Below are 13,498 nucleotides of genomic sequence, written 5' to 3'. Positions count from 1 at the left end.
ACCGCTCGCAGCGCGAGGGACGGGAGAGCCGGCAGTGAATCGCCGCCGGCTTACGCGAAAGCCGTGACGGATCGTGGCCCGATTGCAGCGGGCCATCGATATACCCCCGGGTGCTTGACCATCCCTCGCCTGCGCCCCATGCTCGCGCCCGCTTGCATCGCCGAAGGGGCGATGCCGATCTACGACTGCAAAGGAAGAGCCGCATGAATACGATCCCACCCTGCCCGAAATGCAAGATGGAAAACACCTATCCGGACGGCGAGCTGTTCATCTGCCCGGACTGCGGGTACGAATGGTCGGCGCAGGCAGTCGAAGCAGCCGAAGAGGAAGACGACAAATTGATCGTCAAGGACGCAAACGGCAATCTGCTGGCTGACGGGGATGACGTGACCCTGATCAAGGATCTCAAGCTCAAGGGCTCGTCGACGACGATCAAGGGCGGTACCAAGGTCAGGAACATTCGCCTGGTCTCCGGCGATCACGAGATCGACTGCAAGGTCGACGGCATGGGCTTGATGCTCAAGGCCTGTTTCGTCAAGAAGGCCTGAGGCAAAGACTGTCTGACTTCCCCACGCCATGCATGCATGGCGTGGGGCTCACGACTCGTCAAACGGATCGAACGGCAACAGCAGGTCCGGACCCTCGTTGCGCGGTGCATTGATACGGCGACTGATCTCCCAGGCACGCGCTTCAGTCACGACATGCGCGTGCAGCACATCGTCGACCCAGCGCGGCTCGGAATCCCCCGGTTGAATCCATAGTGTCCAGCCATCGGGGTGCAGGATCACCGGCATACGCTCATGCACCTTGCGCACGCTGTCGCTGGCGTCGCGCGTCAGGATCGCGCAGGTCACTACCGGCTCAGCGTCGGACGCTCCACGCCACTGCGACCACAGGCCAGCGAACATAAAGCCCTTGCCGTCCGGCAAGCTCAAGGCATGCGGGCGTTTGACCGGAACATCCTCCATCCATTCGTACCAGTGTGTGGCCGGAATCAGACAGCGCTGGCGGCGCCAGGCATCGCGCCACATCGGCTTGGTTGCAGCGTCTTCACTGCGGGCGTTGATCGTATTGAATTTCGGAGGTGTGGACTGACGCCACCAGTGCGGAATCAGCCCCCATCGGGCCAACGCGACGCGTGGGCCGCCGCCTTCGATATCGCGATAGATGATCGGCACCTGCGTGCTCGGCGCGATGTTGTAGCGCGACGCCAGACTCTGCAGCGTCTGCTCAACCTCGGGACCCAGGCGCTCGCCCACCGACGCCCAGGCCCGGGCATCCGTCGGTGCCATTGCGTATCGACCACACATCTGCCGATCATGCCCGAAATCGCCCTGCAACCGTGGCGAAAATCCGAGTGACTCCCGGCCGTGCAAGATGCGGCGCCACGCAGTAGGCTTTGAACTCTATCGCCGCACACGCGGACGCTGCCGAGTATTGATGAACCAGAAAAATGCCATTTCGCCGATCGAGGAAGAGACGCCCCACGCCGACCTCGAAAAGCGCGCAGAAGCCCTGCTGAAATCGCGCTTCATGGCCGAAGCACAAAGCGAGGCTGCAGCCGAGCGCATCGACGAAGAGCTGGACGACAAGCTCGCCTCGATTCGCAGCCATGACGGCGAGCGCTACACGCGCCTGCGCAAGCTGGCCAAGCAGGCCACAGAGCTATGGGCGCAGCGCGGCACTTTGAGCCGGCAGCAGCTGATCTATCTGACCGCAGCCCTGCTGTACTTCATCAGTCCGGTCGACGCCGTGCCCGACCTGATTCCAGGTCTTGGCTATATCGATGACATCGCGGTGCTGTCGGCAATCCTGACCTTCGTCGCGAAGGGGGTGCAGAGCGCGCGGCAGCGTCTCAGCGAAAAACGGCAGGAAGTGATCGAGGAAGTCACCGACACACTGGTGGTCAAGGGCCAGGCCGCGCTGCATCAGGTGGTGGACGAACGCGCCGACGAATTGTTTGCGCGCTTCGACAAAGCCTCGGCCGACGCCGTCGACAATTCAGTGACTACGCTGGTCGTCAGCCTGTGGGGCATGACCACTGCGGCGGCGGTTTCGCTGGCCTTGTCGATTCTGTTCGGCGGCTGGTCGGCCACCTGGATGGTTTATGTCGGCGTCTCCACTGCACTGGTGCTGGCGTGGAACATCGGCGTCGCCGTCGACTACATGCGCAACTACAGGCGCCTCAGCGGCGCCTGGCAGCAGCGCTTGCGTGCGATTGTCGCCACCAAGATTGCCTGGCGTCATGGCGTTGCGATCGGCGTGCCAGTCCTGGTCCTGCTGGGCCTGGCCGCGCTGCGTCTGGCGCTGGGCCACGCCTGAATACCCTGAATGCGGCAGTGCCCCGGGGTGAAAAGCGCATGCGCAGCCACTACGCTACGCGCCGTTTGATTCGAGCCGCTTGATGCAGATTGCCCTGGCACCCATGGAAGGACTGGTCGATAACGTCCTGCGCGACGTGCTGACCCAGGTCGGCGGCATCGATTGGTGCGTCAGCGAGTTCATCCGCGTCAGTGATCGCCTGCTACCCCCTCGCGTGTTCTATGCACTGGCTCCGGAACTGCAGGACGGCGCGAAAACCCGCGCAGGCACGCCCATGCGCATTCAGCTGCTGGGCTCTGACCCGCAATGCCTGGCCGAGAACGCCGCGCTGGCCTGCACACTCGGAGCGCCGGTGATCGATCTGAATTTCGGCTGCCCGGCCAAGACCGTCAACCGTTCGCGTGGCGGTGCGGTACTGCTGAACGAACCCGAATTGCTGTTTCGCATCGTGCAGGCGGTGCGCGCAGCCGTTCCTGCCGGGATTCCGGTGACGGCAAAGATGCGTCTGGGCTGCGACAGCCCCGAGGGTGCGCTCGACAGCGCTCGCGCATTGGTTGCGGGTGGCGCATCGGAACTGGTGGTACATGCACGGACCAAAGTCCAGGGCTACCAGCCGCCGGCGCATTGGGAATGGATTGCGCGCATCCGCGACGCGGTCGACGCCACCGTGATTGCCAACGGCGAAATCTGGAGCGTCGACGACTGGCGCCGCTGCCGCGAGGTCAGCGGCGCAGAACACTTCATGCTCGGCCGCGGACTGGTTGCACGCCCGGATCTGGCATTGCAGATTCGCGCGGCAGCAGAGAACCGCACGGCGCAGACGCTGAAGTGGGACGAGTTGCTGCCGCTGGTACAGGACTACTGGTGCCAGGTGCGTGCCAAAGTCATGCCGCGCTACGCGCCCGGACGCATCAAGCAATGGCTGCACGCTCTGACGCGCGGCTATCCACAGGCAGAAGCCCTGTTCGCAGACATTCGTCGCGAGCGCGAGTGTCCGCCGATCGATGCGCTGTTGGGACTGCAGTCGGCCCCCGCAGAGACTGGTGCCGGGAAGCGATCCAGCCCTGCTGCCTTTGCACGGCTGCACCGTTCATCACCTCCACCGCCAGCGGACACGCTCCGGCTCGCGTCCTGATCGCGACGCCGTCACAACTGAAACCCCTCGATGGTCGGCACAGCGCTTCTGCTGCAAGGCGCGCAGCGACGCGATTGGCTATCGTGCGCACTACACAGTGCGTGTGAACGGAGGACAACCATGCCGCAGGCAGACATCAACGGCCAAAAGATCTATTACGAAGATACCGGCGGCTCCGGGCTTCCCGTTGTGCTCGCGCACGGCTTTCTGATGGATCTGGAGATGTTCGCGCCCCAGGTCGCGGCGCTGGCGCCCGAATTTCGGGTGATTACCTGGGATGAACGCGGCTTCGGCAAGACCGAGTTCGACGGCCAGGCCTTCACGTACTGGGACTCGGCGCGCGACTGTCTGGCCTTGCTCGATCACCTGGGCATCGACCGTGCCGTCGTCGGCGGCATGTCGCAGGGCGGCTATCTGTCACTACGCGTTGCGCTGACCGCGCCCGAGCGTGTCCTCGGACTGGTGCTGATCGACACGCAGGCGACACCCGAGGATCCGGCCCTGGCCGGCGGCTATCAGCAGATGATCGATGCATGGGCCGCAATTGGTCCCACCGACGAGCTGGCACAGACCATTGCCAAGATCATCATCGACGACCCGCAGGAGAATGCGCGATGGATCGCAAAGTGGAAGTCGCGGCCGCATGCACTGATTCGTGAACCCGGAAACTGCCTGTTGCACCGGGACGACATCACCCCGCGTCTGCCGGAAATCAACTGTCCTGCGATGGTCGTTCACGGCACCGCCGACACGGCAATTTCACTGCCGCGAATGCGGATCATGGCGAACGCGCTGCGCGATTGCGAAGTGGTTGAAATCGAAGGCGCCGCTCACGCCTCGAATCTCACGCACCCCGAACCCGTGAACGCGGCACTGCTGCCGTTTCTACGCCGCATCGCCGCCGGCTCTGTCTGAGCCGGCAACAGTCGGCGCCACGATCAATTCGCGGCGACGACGCGATCACGTCCTTCGCGCTTGGCGCTGTACAGAGCGGCGTCCGCCTGTGCGATCAGGTCACGCGCAACCATGGTCTCGCTGGGGATCACGGTTGCGCAACCGATGCTGATGGTCACGATCGGAGCGACGCCGGAGTCAATATTGGGGATTGCCATCGCCCGGATCGCCTCGTTGAGGCGCTGCGCCACCCGCAGCGCATCTTCAAGCACCGTACCCGGCAGAATCATCGCGAACTCCTCGCCGCCATAGCGTGCGGCCATGTCCCAGTCGTTGCGCACCACGCTGCGGATGCGCTGGGCAATGCGCTTGAGACATTCATCGCCTTCAATGTGACCGTAACGATCGTTGAAGCGCTTGAAGAAATCCAGATCGGCCATCAGCATCGAAATCGGTGCATTGTCCTGGCGCGCGCGCTCGAACGCTGCAGCGAGCGACGCATCGAAATGACGTCGGTTTGGAATGCCGGTCAGGCCATCGATCTGCGCCAGCTCATTCAGGCGTTGTTCCAGCCGATGCTGATCGGTCTTGTCGCGAAAAATCGCTGCGTAGTGTGTCGCCACGCCGTCATCGTCGCGCAGCACGGAAACCGATACTTCCTGCGGATAGCGCTCACCATTGCGGCGCCTGCTCCAGATCTGGCCGTCCCAGCGGCCATTGCGCTGCAGATCCTGCAGAATCGAGCGGAACAGCCCGTGACTGTTTCGCGCTGAATACAGCATGCGCAGATTGCGGCCCACGGCCTGCTGGGCGGAATGCAGCGTGATGCGTTCAAACGCCGCATTAACCGACTCGATGATTCCGCGAGCGTCAGCCACCATGACGCCGTCCCCGGTGTTCGTCAGCACCGCCGCCGCCAGTTTGAGTCGTTGATCCGACAGGCGGCGGTGTGCCAGCTCGGCTTCGAGCGCATCGTTCAGCCCGGCCAATCTCTCGGCATTGCGCTGATGCCGGTAGGCACCAAACCACAGCAGACCGAACACACTAGACGCCAGCATCGCAATCGCCAGCGCCAAGCCGTAGTGCTGTCGTAGCGCCTGCTGCCAGTGTTCGGCACTGACGTCGATCCCCAGCACCGCAATCACGGCACCGGTTTGCGGATCGACAATGGGGGCCAGCGCGCTGACCCAGCGGCCCCAACGATCCTCGTACGGGTCTTCGACCACCGGAAGTGCGGATGCCATCACCCGCTGCAGACCCTCGATCTGATCGTCGTAGACCTGACCCGGCGGTGAGTAATCCGGCGAGGTCTCGGCTTCGGCATCGGCCAGAAAGATGAAGCGTCCTGCACCGGGGCGCATCAAATAGACGAAGCGCACTTGCGGATTGACGTCGCGAATGCGCTGCAGGCGCCGGCGCACATCCTGCAGAACCGCCCCCCCGATATCGCCGGCATTGCCGCCGAGCCGGTTGACCTGATCCGGATTGATGGATGCCGCGGCGGTGACCGCCACAATTTCAAGCTCACGCTGCTCCTGCAGGCGCGCAACCCGACCCACACCGTCGACGAACGCAGCCATGCCGCCGGCCACAACCAGCAGCATTACGGCGGGCCCCCATTGGACCCACAGACTGAACTTTGACTGCAATGGAATCGCGCGACCCCTACCAACCGCTGCCTCCATTCTACGGCGTGCGCACCGACGTTATGTGTCGGCGCGCGCGCTCGGGGCCCTACTGCGGCGGCGTGGTCGATGCCTTGCGGGTTGCGCCGCTGATGCTGTCCGGCTCGGAGCCGTCCAGACCGTGTTCGATGGCCACCGCACGCCGGATGGCGCTGTCCGTGATCGAGAACAGCAGCGAAATTTCGTTCAGCATTGCCGCACGGTAGCGCGCAATCACGGCACGACCGGCTTCGGTCTGCGCCGCGTCGGCATTGGCGTCCAAGCGCAGCTGGGCCGTGACGACCGCCGGCATATGTTTCTTCTTCCAGTCACCGAACAGCGCGTTCCACATCTCCAGCTCGGTCGACAGGATCTTTTCGCGCTGCAGCAGCAGTTTCTGATTGCTCGCTGCCACCGCCGCGTTCTGACACGGGTCCGGACACGGTTGCAGCTTCTTGGTGATGCCGATCTGGCGATCGCCCATGGCCTTCTTGACCCAGCGGGTGCGCTTGCCGAGCGCTGCGCGCGGATCATCCTTGCCACTATTGCTCGCCAGGTAGGCGTTGAACTCCCTGGCAATGTTCTGCACCGCGGGGGGCACGGACGCGTCGATCCCGATCGGTTCGATCGTCGGTGGCTTTTCGCCGCCGTTGAGTTCGATGATGGCAGCGCGTTCGTCGGCGATCTTCTGGGTAAACTCGACGTACGCAGGATCGACGATCTGCTCGCCCTGCATCGCATTCATGGCGCTGACGGCATCCTCAGGTGGCGGCGGCACCTGTGCCATCAGCTCGGTCAGATCGGCGGCATGCGCTGGCATGACCAGGGTGCACAGCACAGCGATCGCAGCCAGTGCAGTGCCGCGTTTCGGGGGGGTCATCGGCGTCGTCCTGTCAATGAATCGGCCGGCAAATAAACTCCGGGCGGTATCCGGCACGCAAAAATGGGACCACGCATCGTTCGCGGCCTGCGGGCGCAGTCCCGGATAGAATTCACGCCATGAACCTTTTCGTTTTTATCGGTGGCCTGATCGGCTTCACCATCGGCCGCTTTGGCGGAATGCTGGTCGGCGCATTTATCGGCTGGTTTATCGGCCAGTCTCTGCGGAGCTCATCGCTGACCAATACGCTGCGCCAGGCGCAGGCACAGTTCATGGAGTCGACGTTCGCGGTGATGGGGGCGGTCTGCAAGGCCGACGGCCGCGTTTCCACCGACGAAATCCGTATCGCCGAACAGTTGTTCGATCGCCTGCACCTCAGCGGGACCGCACGCGAGTCCGCCAAAGCGGCGTTCAACCGCGGCAAGGCCGATGGATTCAACGTCGATGCCGAAGTCGCACGCTTCGTGCAGATCACCCGCGGCCAGCCGGCGCTGCTACAAATGTTCCTGCAGATCCAGCTGTCAGCGCTGGCGGCCGACGGCATGGTCCACCCGGCCGAGCACGAGATGCTGCTGCGCATCGCGCGCGGACTCGGCGTGCCGGAGGCTGAAGTTCTGCGGCTGGAAGCCATGCTCGGTGGGCGCGGCGGTGCCAGTGCGTCGCCGACACAGAAGCTGGAAGCGGCGTATCGCGTTCTCGGCGTTGATGCTTCGGCGTCCGATGCCGAGCTGAAAAAGGCCTATCGCCAGCTGATGAGTCAGAACCACCCGGACAAGCTTGCCTCCAAGGGACTTCCGGATAGCATGCGTGAAATGGCCGAGCAGAAGACGCGCGAAATCACCGGCGCCTACGACACCATCAAGCAGGCGCGCGGTCTGCCCTGAACCCGGTTACGCGCAATTACCATGCGCGCGCGTACTGTTCCGGTGCAGGCAATGGACAGCCGAGCGCGACCGAGGCGTGATAAGGCCAGTACGGATCGCGCAGCAGCTCGCGCGCCAGCAGCACCAGATCAGCCTCTCCTGATTCAATGATCGATTGGGCCTGCTGCGCCTCGGTGATCAATCCGACCGCCGCCGTGGCGATGTCCGCCTCGTGGCGAATCCGTGCCGCGAACGGTACCTGGAATCCGGGCGCAACCGGAATCGCCGCATTGGGCAGCGAACCGCCCGAGGATACATCGATCAGATCGACCCCCAGGGGACGCAGCTGCCGCGCCAGCGCAACGCTGTCATCGACGGTCCAGCCGCCCGCGTCGGCCCAGTCTGTAGCCGAAATGCGAACCAGCAGCGGCAGGCGTTCCGGCCAGACCTCGCGTACTGCGGCCACGACCTCGCGCACGATGCGCGTACGGTTGTCGAAGGCACCACCGTAAGCATCGTCACGCTGGTTCGACAGCGGCGACAGAAACTGATGCAGCAGATATCCGTGCGCCGCATGGACTTCAGCCAACTGGAATCCCGCAGCGAGCGCGCGTTCCGCAGCGCTGCGGAACGCAGCCACAACGCCCGCAATACCGTCGAGCCCAAGGGCAGCGGGCACCGGATGTCCCGGCCGAAATGCCACGGCGCTGGGCGCACGCAGCGGCGACCAGCCGCCCTGCTCCGCGTCAACCGGCGCACCCCCGCGCCACGGCACGTCCGTGCTGGCCTTGCGTCCGGCATGCGCCAACTGCACACCCGGCACCGCACCGGCTTCAGTGATGAAGCGCGTGATCGGCACCCAGGCGTCGATCTGGGCGTCGCTGTACAAACCGGTGTCAGCTGGCGAAATGCGACCCTCGGCGGTCACCGAAGTCGCCTCGGAGATCACCAGCCCGGCGCCGCCGACAGCACGGCTGCCGAGGTGCACGAGATGCCAATGGTTCGGCACGCCGTCGACGGCGGAGTACTGGCACATCGGCGCCACACCAATGCGATTGCGCAGGGTGACGCCGCGCAGCTTGAGGGGATCGAACAGGTTCATCGCTGACAACCGGCTAAAAATTAAGATTGGGATCAGATCACTAGTGCGCTTCTAGCACCGTCTTGAGGGTCTGCAGATCGCGCTGCACCCAGCCGATGTCCCGCGCAAAATCCGCATCGCTCATCAACGGCTGTTTGAACAGGGTCAGGCACACCTCACTGCCGCTGGCGTTGGCGACCACGCGCAATGGCACGTACACACGCCCATCACCGGAGAACTCGATCGTGTGGTCAGCGACGCCCCAGTCGTTGGGCGCCGAAAAGTGAAGCCGTGCCGGGCCAGCGGGTGTCTGCGCATGCCACTGCCCGTCGACGCACTCCAGGGTATCGGCAAGACCGGAGGCCCACTGCGCAAAATTCTCCGGCTGTGCCAGATAGGCATAGGCCGTAGCGGGCGCGCACGCGATGCCGACGCTGAGGGTCTGCGCTGGCAGCGGAGCTCCGGCAGCCGGCGCGTTCACCGCGCGCCACCGCTGCGCAGCAGACCGGCCATGATCCCGGCGATGCGAAACACCGGCATGTCCTGATCGTCCGCCGCTCGCGCCAGATCGATTTCGATCGGCGCATAGCGTGGATTGGCCGCCTCGAGCGTGACGGTCGAACCCATGCGGCGATAGCGCTTCAAGGTAATGCGCTCGAAGCCACTGGCTCCGTCGGAGAGGCACGCCGCAATGATCTGGCCATTGCTGGCGTCCGGCTGCTGATGAATCGCAACCAGATCGCCAGGCTGGATATCAGCGTCGATCATCGAATCGCCGTCGACCCGATGCAGAAAATCGGCGCGCGGATGAAACAGCTCGGGGTCGATCTTCAACCAGTGTTCGGCGTGATCGGGCGCCGTGATCGGCGCGCCGGCAGCGATGCGCCCCAGCAACGGCAGGCCGTCAGGCGGCGCTTCGGGCGCCTTGAGCAGGCGGATACCCCGGGCATCGCTGGATGCCATTTCGATTTCGCCCTTTCGCACCAACGCCAGCAGATGATCGCGCGCGGCGTTCTGCGCAAATCCGAAGTGCTGCGCGATATCGCGCTGCGATGGCGGGTAGCCCTCCTCGCGCACCGAATCGCGGATGAAGGCGAGGATCTCAGCTTGTCTGGGCGTCAGCTCTGCCATGGCGCTTGCATCCCGTGATTGAAACGACTACTGTTCATATAACCAGTACGTGTCAGGTGAACAGTATTATGCGCCACACCGCTCCCGCAGGCCAGCGTCCCAACCGCCGCCGCAACCCTGCCGCCGCTGCCACCGCGCCGGCTCAGGACAACCGTTATCGCCGCGCACCCGTGCGCCGTCAGTCAGCCGCGGCCGCCGTCGCCATCCCCCGCGTCAGCACGACGCCGGTTGACGCGGTTTGGCCGGAATGGATCATCCCCGGTGCGATGGGCAGCGTGATGCTGATGATCAGCGTCTATCACCACTCCGCCCTGGTGGACGCGGTGCTGCGGCTGTTCTAACGCGGCGCGCAAAAAAATGGCCGACATATTGTCGGCCATGCGCGCAAACGGGAGTGGGTGTCGGCGGCGGGATGTCACCGCCTCGGCGCACCCGCTTCAGAACGCTTCAGGCTCAGCGCCATCCAGCGGCAAGCCCAACTGATCCGGACGCGCCCAGCCAATCGTGCCGGTGCTCAGCGCCAGAATCTGCTGACGCCAGGAGAACGGGCCGTCACCGCTGCCAATCAGCTTGAGGCCGGACAACACCAGGACCGGCTTGCACCGCAGATTCAGGTGCTGCGGCTTGACGTCGGCATCACGACGAAAGCATAGGCGCATGCCAATCGGCCACTGGCTGAGCGGACGGGTCGGAACAAGGATCTGTGTCGTATCGGACATGGCAACGCGAACCGGCATGGAGACGATTTCATTCTGGGTTGCTTCGGTGAGGTCGCGGTCCGGAGTCTTCGGGACATTGGGCGTAGTCCTGACGCTTTCATATTTGTAGGGATTTTCCTATATCGCCGCCGCAAGACAGGACCCGGTCTGCGGCGGTGGCCTTTTCCCCAGGTTCGCAAACCGGCTAGGCTGCAAGCGGATTTCCGCCGCCAGCCCCGTGCCCTTCCCCATGACTCTCTCGTTTCCGTTGCGTCGCAGCCTGCTGTTGCTCGGACTGTGCTGCACCACGCCGCTGCTGCACGCGCAAACCGCCGCAACCCCGGTCGAGGACACTCGCAGTGGCGCTGCGCTTCCGCGCTGGGAGGCGGGCATTGCCGGCGCCGCGTTTACGGTGCCGGACTATCCGGCGGCGGACGAATACCGCAGCCTGGCACTGCCGGCGCCGTACTTTGTCTACCGCGGTCGCGTGCTGCGTGCGGATGAAGAGGGCTCGCGCCTGCGTCGGCGTCTGGGCGCCAACCTTGAGCTGGATCTGAGCGGTGGCGGCGCCTTGTCTTCGGATTCCAGCGGCTCGGATGCCCGACGCGGCATGCCCGATCTGGGCTATCTGCTGGAACTGGGCCCGAATCTGCGCCTGACCTATCCGGGCCCGGCGCACGATTCTGCCGTGGTGGTCAATCTGCCGGTACGGGGCGTGATCTCGGTTGGCGACGGCGGATTGAACTGGCGCGGAGCGGTCCTGGCACCGGAGCTCGCCTACCGCGCGGATCGCTACCTCGACAGCCGTCTCGGCATCTGGCTGTCGTTGGCCACCGAATTCGGCAGCGGCGCGCTGCAGCGCTATTTCTACGAGGTTGCTCCGCGCTACGCCACCGTTGACCGTCCGGCGTACGATGCTGACGCCGGCTACCTCGGCAGTTCGCTGGGTCTGCGCGGTGCTTACACACTGACGCCGCGCTTGCGATTGTTCGCGTCGGTGCGCTACTACGCCTATTCCGGCGCTGCCAATCAGGACAGCCCCCTGTTCCGTCGCGATGACGGCTACACGGCTGCGATCGGCCTGTCCTGGACGGTGCTGCAGTCAAGCAAACGCGCAGTGGATATCGACCCATAGAGACTCTGCAGATGGCGGAACTGATCAATTTCAACAAGGCGCGCAAACGCAAGGCGCGCGAACAGGCCAAGCGTCAGGCAGCCGAGAATCGCGTGCGTTTCGGGCGCACCAAGGCGCAGAAGCTGCACGATGCCGAAGTTGAAGCAGAGGCACAGCGCCGCCTCGATGGCCTGCGCCGGGAACCACCCGCGGCGGCCGCCGCGGTGGACCCGAGCGCTCAGTCGTCAGCGGAACCCGACGCTGAGCCGCGCGGCTGAGCTTTGGCGTGTTTCGCCCTAGTGCGCGTCCCCGCGATTCAGACTGTCGACCTGTTCATTGAGCGTCAGAAAGTCGTACAGCAGGCCGATCAGAAACAGGCCACCGGTGCATAGATACAGCAGTCCGGTGATCCATTTACCCATATAGAAACGATGGGCGCCGAAGAGGCCAAGAAAGGTCAGCAGCAGCCACGCCACGGAGTAGTCGGTGTCGCCGGCCTGATAGCGGCGATCAGCGTCCCGGTCCATGCCGGGAATCAGGAACAGATCGACGATCCAGCCGATGAAGAACAGTCCCAGCGTGAAGAACCAGATCACGCCGGTGATCTGACGCCCGTAGTAGAAGCGGTGCGCACCGATGAATCCGAAGATCCACAGCAGGTATCCGATGACTTTGCTGTGCGTGTTGGACGTGTCGTTCATGGCTTCACCGGCAGGAAATTGCCCGCCATCAGACACAATTGCCTGCGCACTCGCAAGCGCGTGATGATCAAGCGGTCATTGCGCCGATAAAGTCATCGAACTCCTGCTGCACGCCGTCGAGTGAAAAGACATCGGTTTCCGGATCCATGCCGAGGCGTGCGAACGCCGGAACCGATGCCCGCTCGCAGCCGATGGTGCCCGCATCGTTCCGCGCGTCCAGCTGAAGAATCGCGATACTGACGATGTCGACATAGTCCGGCGCCGTGCCCAGATGCCGGCGTTGCAGATTCATGCACTGCAGCGGCACCTGCGCGATCGTGGCCGGAAAGCCCCATGCGTTCAGAATCAGCTGACCGGCACGCGGCTGCAAGGCCGTGATCGCGGCGTCGATACGTTCCGGCGCATTGCGCAGTGTTTCGGAGGGCTCGAGCAAGCGCACGATCGGCAGGATGCCGATCTGATGCAGCAATCCGGCGAGCAGCGCGACTTCCGGCTCCAGCGCGCCGTATCGCCGTGCCAGGCTCTGGCATAACGCTGCCACCTCGATGCTGCGGTTCCAGGTGTCGCGCAGTCGTTTCTGCAACACCGCCGACTCCGAACGGAACAGCTGCCGCACCGACAGGGCACTGACCAGATGCCGCGTCGCGTTGGTGCCGATGCGCATGATTGCCGTCGGCAACTGGTGAATCGTCGCATTGCAGCGAAACGCCGCGTTGTTAGCGTAACGAATGACCTGTGCCGCGATGCCGGGATCGTGGGCAAGCTCGCGTGCCAGGCAATGGGCGTCGACCTCGGGGTCCTCGGCCAGTTTTCCGATACGCAGCGCGATATCAGGCAGCGAGGGCAGATCCAGCGTGTTGTTCTGCAACTCCTGCCACAGCGCGTCCATCAGCTGTGCCGAATTTTCTATGGTTGTCACGGCGATCTCCGTCCGCAGCCGCCAAGACTTCAGAGTCCTGGCCGACTTGCTGCCACGCTGCGGCCAGAGCGGTTCAGCGTCAATAGGGCAGATTCA

Annotated in this window: 17 protein-coding genes; 8 read left to right on the top strand and 9 right to left on the bottom strand. The window is 64.0% G+C overall.

All coding sequences use genetic code 11. From position 1 onward, the window contains the following. Window positions 1–203: 203 nt before the first annotated feature. Complete coding sequence (locus E4T66_RS02000; protein ID WP_136847220.1) at window positions 204–548, top strand: zinc ribbon domain-containing protein YjdM; 345 nt, start codon at window positions 204–206, stop codon at window positions 546–548. A gap of 48 nt (window positions 549–596) precedes the next feature. On the opposite strand, the gene E4T66_RS01995 is transcribed toward E4T66_RS02000, so the two are convergent. After that, window positions 597–1,310 (bottom strand): SOS response-associated peptidase, encoded by a 714-nt coding sequence (locus E4T66_RS01995; RefSeq protein WP_136847219.1) that lies wholly within the window; start codon window positions 1,308–1,310, stop codon window positions 597–599. A gap of 130 nt (window positions 1,311–1,440) precedes the next feature. Here E4T66_RS01995 and E4T66_RS01990 point away from each other — a divergent pair, with 130 nt between their 5' ends. The 3 genes from E4T66_RS01990 to E4T66_RS01980 all read left to right on the top strand — a co-directional run bounded on the left by E4T66_RS01990 (window position 1,441) and on the right by E4T66_RS01980 (window position 4,372). Continuing rightward, a complete protein-coding gene (locus tag E4T66_RS01990) occupies window positions 1,441–2,322 on the top strand; it encodes a YkvA family protein (RefSeq protein ID WP_211242719.1) in 882 nt (293 codons plus the stop codon). A gap of 82 nt (window positions 2,323–2,404) precedes the next feature. Beyond that, window positions 2,405–3,457 (top strand): tRNA dihydrouridine synthase, encoded by a 1,053-nt coding sequence (locus E4T66_RS01985; RefSeq protein WP_136847218.1) that lies wholly within the window; start codon window positions 2,405–2,407, stop codon window positions 3,455–3,457. A 120-nt stretch (window positions 3,458–3,577) separates the two neighbouring features. Then, window positions 3,578–4,372, top strand: coding sequence for an alpha/beta fold hydrolase (locus E4T66_RS01980; RefSeq protein ID WP_136847217.1), 795 nt, complete (start codon window positions 3,578–3,580; stop codon window positions 4,370–4,372). A 23-nt stretch (window positions 4,373–4,395) separates the two neighbouring features. Here E4T66_RS01980 and E4T66_RS01975 read toward each other — a convergent pair whose 3' ends face one another. Beyond that, window positions 4,396–5,955, bottom strand: a complete 1,560-nt coding sequence (locus E4T66_RS01975; protein ID WP_169577435.1) for a sensor domain-containing diguanylate cyclase — start codon at window positions 5,953–5,955, stop codon at window positions 4,396–4,398. Between the two features lie 130 nt (window positions 5,956–6,085). Next, window positions 6,086–6,895, bottom strand: a complete 810-nt coding sequence (locus E4T66_RS01970; protein WP_136847215.1) for a hypothetical protein — start codon at window positions 6,893–6,895, stop codon at window positions 6,086–6,088. A 119-nt stretch (window positions 6,896–7,014) separates the two neighbouring features. Between E4T66_RS01970 and djlA the strand changes: the two genes are divergently transcribed. Then, window positions 7,015–7,779 carry a co-chaperone DjlA gene (gene djlA, locus E4T66_RS01965; RefSeq protein ID WP_136847214.1) on the top strand — a complete coding sequence of 255 codons (765 nt, stop codon included), beginning with the start codon at window positions 7,015–7,017 and terminating at the stop codon, window positions 7,777–7,779. Between the two features lie 16 nt (window positions 7,780–7,795). Here djlA and E4T66_RS01960 read toward each other — a convergent pair whose 3' ends face one another. Genes E4T66_RS01960 through lexA form a run of 3 tightly spaced genes read right to left on the bottom strand, consistent with a single transcriptional unit; the run spans window position 7,796 to window position 9,970 of the window. Beyond that, on the bottom strand, window positions 7,796–8,860 hold the full coding sequence (locus E4T66_RS01960; protein WP_136847213.1) for an NADH:flavin oxidoreductase/NADH oxidase: 1,065 nt from the start codon (window positions 8,858–8,860) through the stop codon (window positions 7,796–7,798). Window positions 8,861–8,900: 40 nt separating this feature from the next. Continuing rightward, complete coding sequence (locus E4T66_RS01955; protein WP_248679357.1) at window positions 8,901–9,320, bottom strand: SRPBCC family protein; 420 nt, start codon at window positions 9,318–9,320, stop codon at window positions 8,901–8,903. Continuing rightward, on the bottom strand, window positions 9,317–9,970 hold the full coding sequence (lexA, locus tag E4T66_RS01950; RefSeq protein ID WP_136847212.1) for a transcriptional repressor LexA: 654 nt from the start codon (window positions 9,968–9,970) through the stop codon (window positions 9,317–9,319). Before lexA ends, E4T66_RS01955 begins: the two co-directional genes overlap by 4 nt. A 68-nt stretch (window positions 9,971–10,038) precedes the next feature. Between lexA and E4T66_RS01945 the strand changes: the two genes are divergently transcribed. Then, a complete protein-coding gene (locus E4T66_RS01945; RefSeq protein WP_136847211.1) occupies window positions 10,039–10,311 on the top strand; it encodes a hypothetical protein in 273 nt (90 codons plus the stop codon). Window positions 10,312–10,407: 96 nt separating this feature from the next. On the opposite strand, the gene E4T66_RS01940 is transcribed toward E4T66_RS01945, so the two are convergent. Beyond that, window positions 10,408–10,707: a hypothetical protein gene (locus E4T66_RS01940; protein ID WP_136847210.1), complete on the bottom strand. Its 300-nt coding sequence runs from the start codon at window positions 10,705–10,707 to the stop codon at window positions 10,408–10,410. A gap of 211 nt (window positions 10,708–10,918) precedes the next feature. On the opposite strand from E4T66_RS01940, the gene E4T66_RS01935 reads away from it, so the two are divergent. Together E4T66_RS01935 and E4T66_RS01930 are read left to right on the top strand one after the other, a co-directional pair. Beyond that, window positions 10,919–11,803 carry a MipA/OmpV family protein gene (locus E4T66_RS01935; RefSeq protein ID WP_136847209.1) on the top strand — a complete coding sequence of 295 codons (885 nt, stop codon included), beginning with the start codon at window positions 10,919–10,921 and terminating at the stop codon, window positions 11,801–11,803. Between the two features lie 11 nt (window positions 11,804–11,814). After that, the gene (locus E4T66_RS01930) at window positions 11,815–12,060 is read left to right on the top strand and encodes a DUF4169 family protein (RefSeq protein ID WP_136847208.1); all 246 of its coding nucleotides are present in this window, start codon (window positions 11,815–11,817) and stop codon (window positions 12,058–12,060) included. Between the two features lie 18 nt (window positions 12,061–12,078). On the opposite strand, the gene E4T66_RS01925 is transcribed toward E4T66_RS01930, so the two are convergent. Together E4T66_RS01925 and E4T66_RS01920 are read right to left on the bottom strand one after the other, a co-directional pair. Continuing rightward, complete coding sequence (locus E4T66_RS01925) at window positions 12,079–12,483, bottom strand: NINE protein (RefSeq protein ID WP_136847207.1); 405 nt, start codon at window positions 12,481–12,483, stop codon at window positions 12,079–12,081. Between the two features lie 67 nt (window positions 12,484–12,550). Continuing rightward, window positions 12,551–13,402 carry an HDOD domain-containing protein gene (locus tag E4T66_RS01920; RefSeq protein WP_136847206.1) on the bottom strand — a complete coding sequence of 284 codons (852 nt, stop codon included), beginning with the start codon at window positions 13,400–13,402 and terminating at the stop codon, window positions 12,551–12,553. Window positions 13,403–13,498 lie beyond the last annotated feature (96 nt).

This window comes from Sinimarinibacterium arenosum (genome assembly GCF_005047655.1).
Lineage (GTDB): Bacteria > Pseudomonadota > Gammaproteobacteria > Nevskiales > Nevskiaceae > Solimonas.
Note: the sequence above shows the minus strand (reverse complement) of the source record. Positions and strands in the feature narration are given on the sequence as shown.

Excerpts from the sequence above, each read along its gene's own strand:
- E4T66_RS01945 (WP_136847211.1), top strand. The coding sequence starts at position 10,039 with ATGCGCCACACCGCTCCCGCAGGCCAGCGTCCCAACCGCCGCCGCAAC.
- E4T66_RS01990 (WP_211242719.1), top strand. The coding sequence starts at position 1,441 with ATGAACCAGAAAAATGCCATTTCGCCGATCGAGGAAGAGACGCCCCAC.
- E4T66_RS01980 (WP_136847217.1), top strand. The coding sequence starts at position 3,578 with ATGCCGCAGGCAGACATCAACGGCCAAAAGATCTATTACGAAGATACC.
- E4T66_RS01985 (WP_136847218.1), top strand. The coding sequence starts at position 2,405 with ATGCAGATTGCCCTGGCACCCATGGAAGGACTGGTCGATAACGTCCTG.
- lexA (WP_136847212.1), bottom strand. The coding sequence starts at position 9,970 with ATGGCAGAGCTGACGCCCAGACAAGCTGAGATCCTCGCCTTCATCCGC.
- E4T66_RS01935 (WP_136847209.1), top strand. The coding sequence starts at position 10,919 with ATGACTCTCTCGTTTCCGTTGCGTCGCAGCCTGCTGTTGCTCGGACTG.
- djlA (WP_136847214.1), top strand. The coding sequence starts at position 7,015 with ATGAACCTTTTCGTTTTTATCGGTGGCCTGATCGGCTTCACCATCGGC.
- E4T66_RS01995 (WP_136847219.1), bottom strand. The coding sequence starts at position 1,310 with ATGTGTGGTCGATACGCAATGGCACCGACGGATGCCCGGGCCTGGGCG.
- E4T66_RS01970 (WP_136847215.1), bottom strand. The coding sequence starts at position 6,895 with ATGACCCCCCCGAAACGCGGCACTGCACTGGCTGCGATCGCTGTGCTG.
- E4T66_RS02000 (WP_136847220.1), top strand. The coding sequence starts at position 204 with ATGAATACGATCCCACCCTGCCCGAAATGCAAGATGGAAAACACCTAT.
- E4T66_RS01925 (WP_136847207.1), bottom strand. The coding sequence starts at position 12,483 with ATGAACGACACGTCCAACACGCACAGCAAAGTCATCGGATACCTGCTG.
- E4T66_RS01930 (WP_136847208.1), top strand. The coding sequence starts at position 11,815 with ATGGCGGAACTGATCAATTTCAACAAGGCGCGCAAACGCAAGGCGCGC.
- E4T66_RS01975 (WP_169577435.1), bottom strand. The coding sequence starts at position 5,955 with ATGCTGCTGGTTGTGGCCGGCGGCATGGCTGCGTTCGTCGACGGTGTG.
- E4T66_RS01940 (WP_136847210.1), bottom strand. The coding sequence starts at position 10,707 with ATGCCGGTTCGCGTTGCCATGTCCGATACGACACAGATCCTTGTTCCG.
- E4T66_RS01960 (WP_136847213.1), bottom strand. The coding sequence starts at position 8,860 with ATGAACCTGTTCGATCCCCTCAAGCTGCGCGGCGTCACCCTGCGCAAT.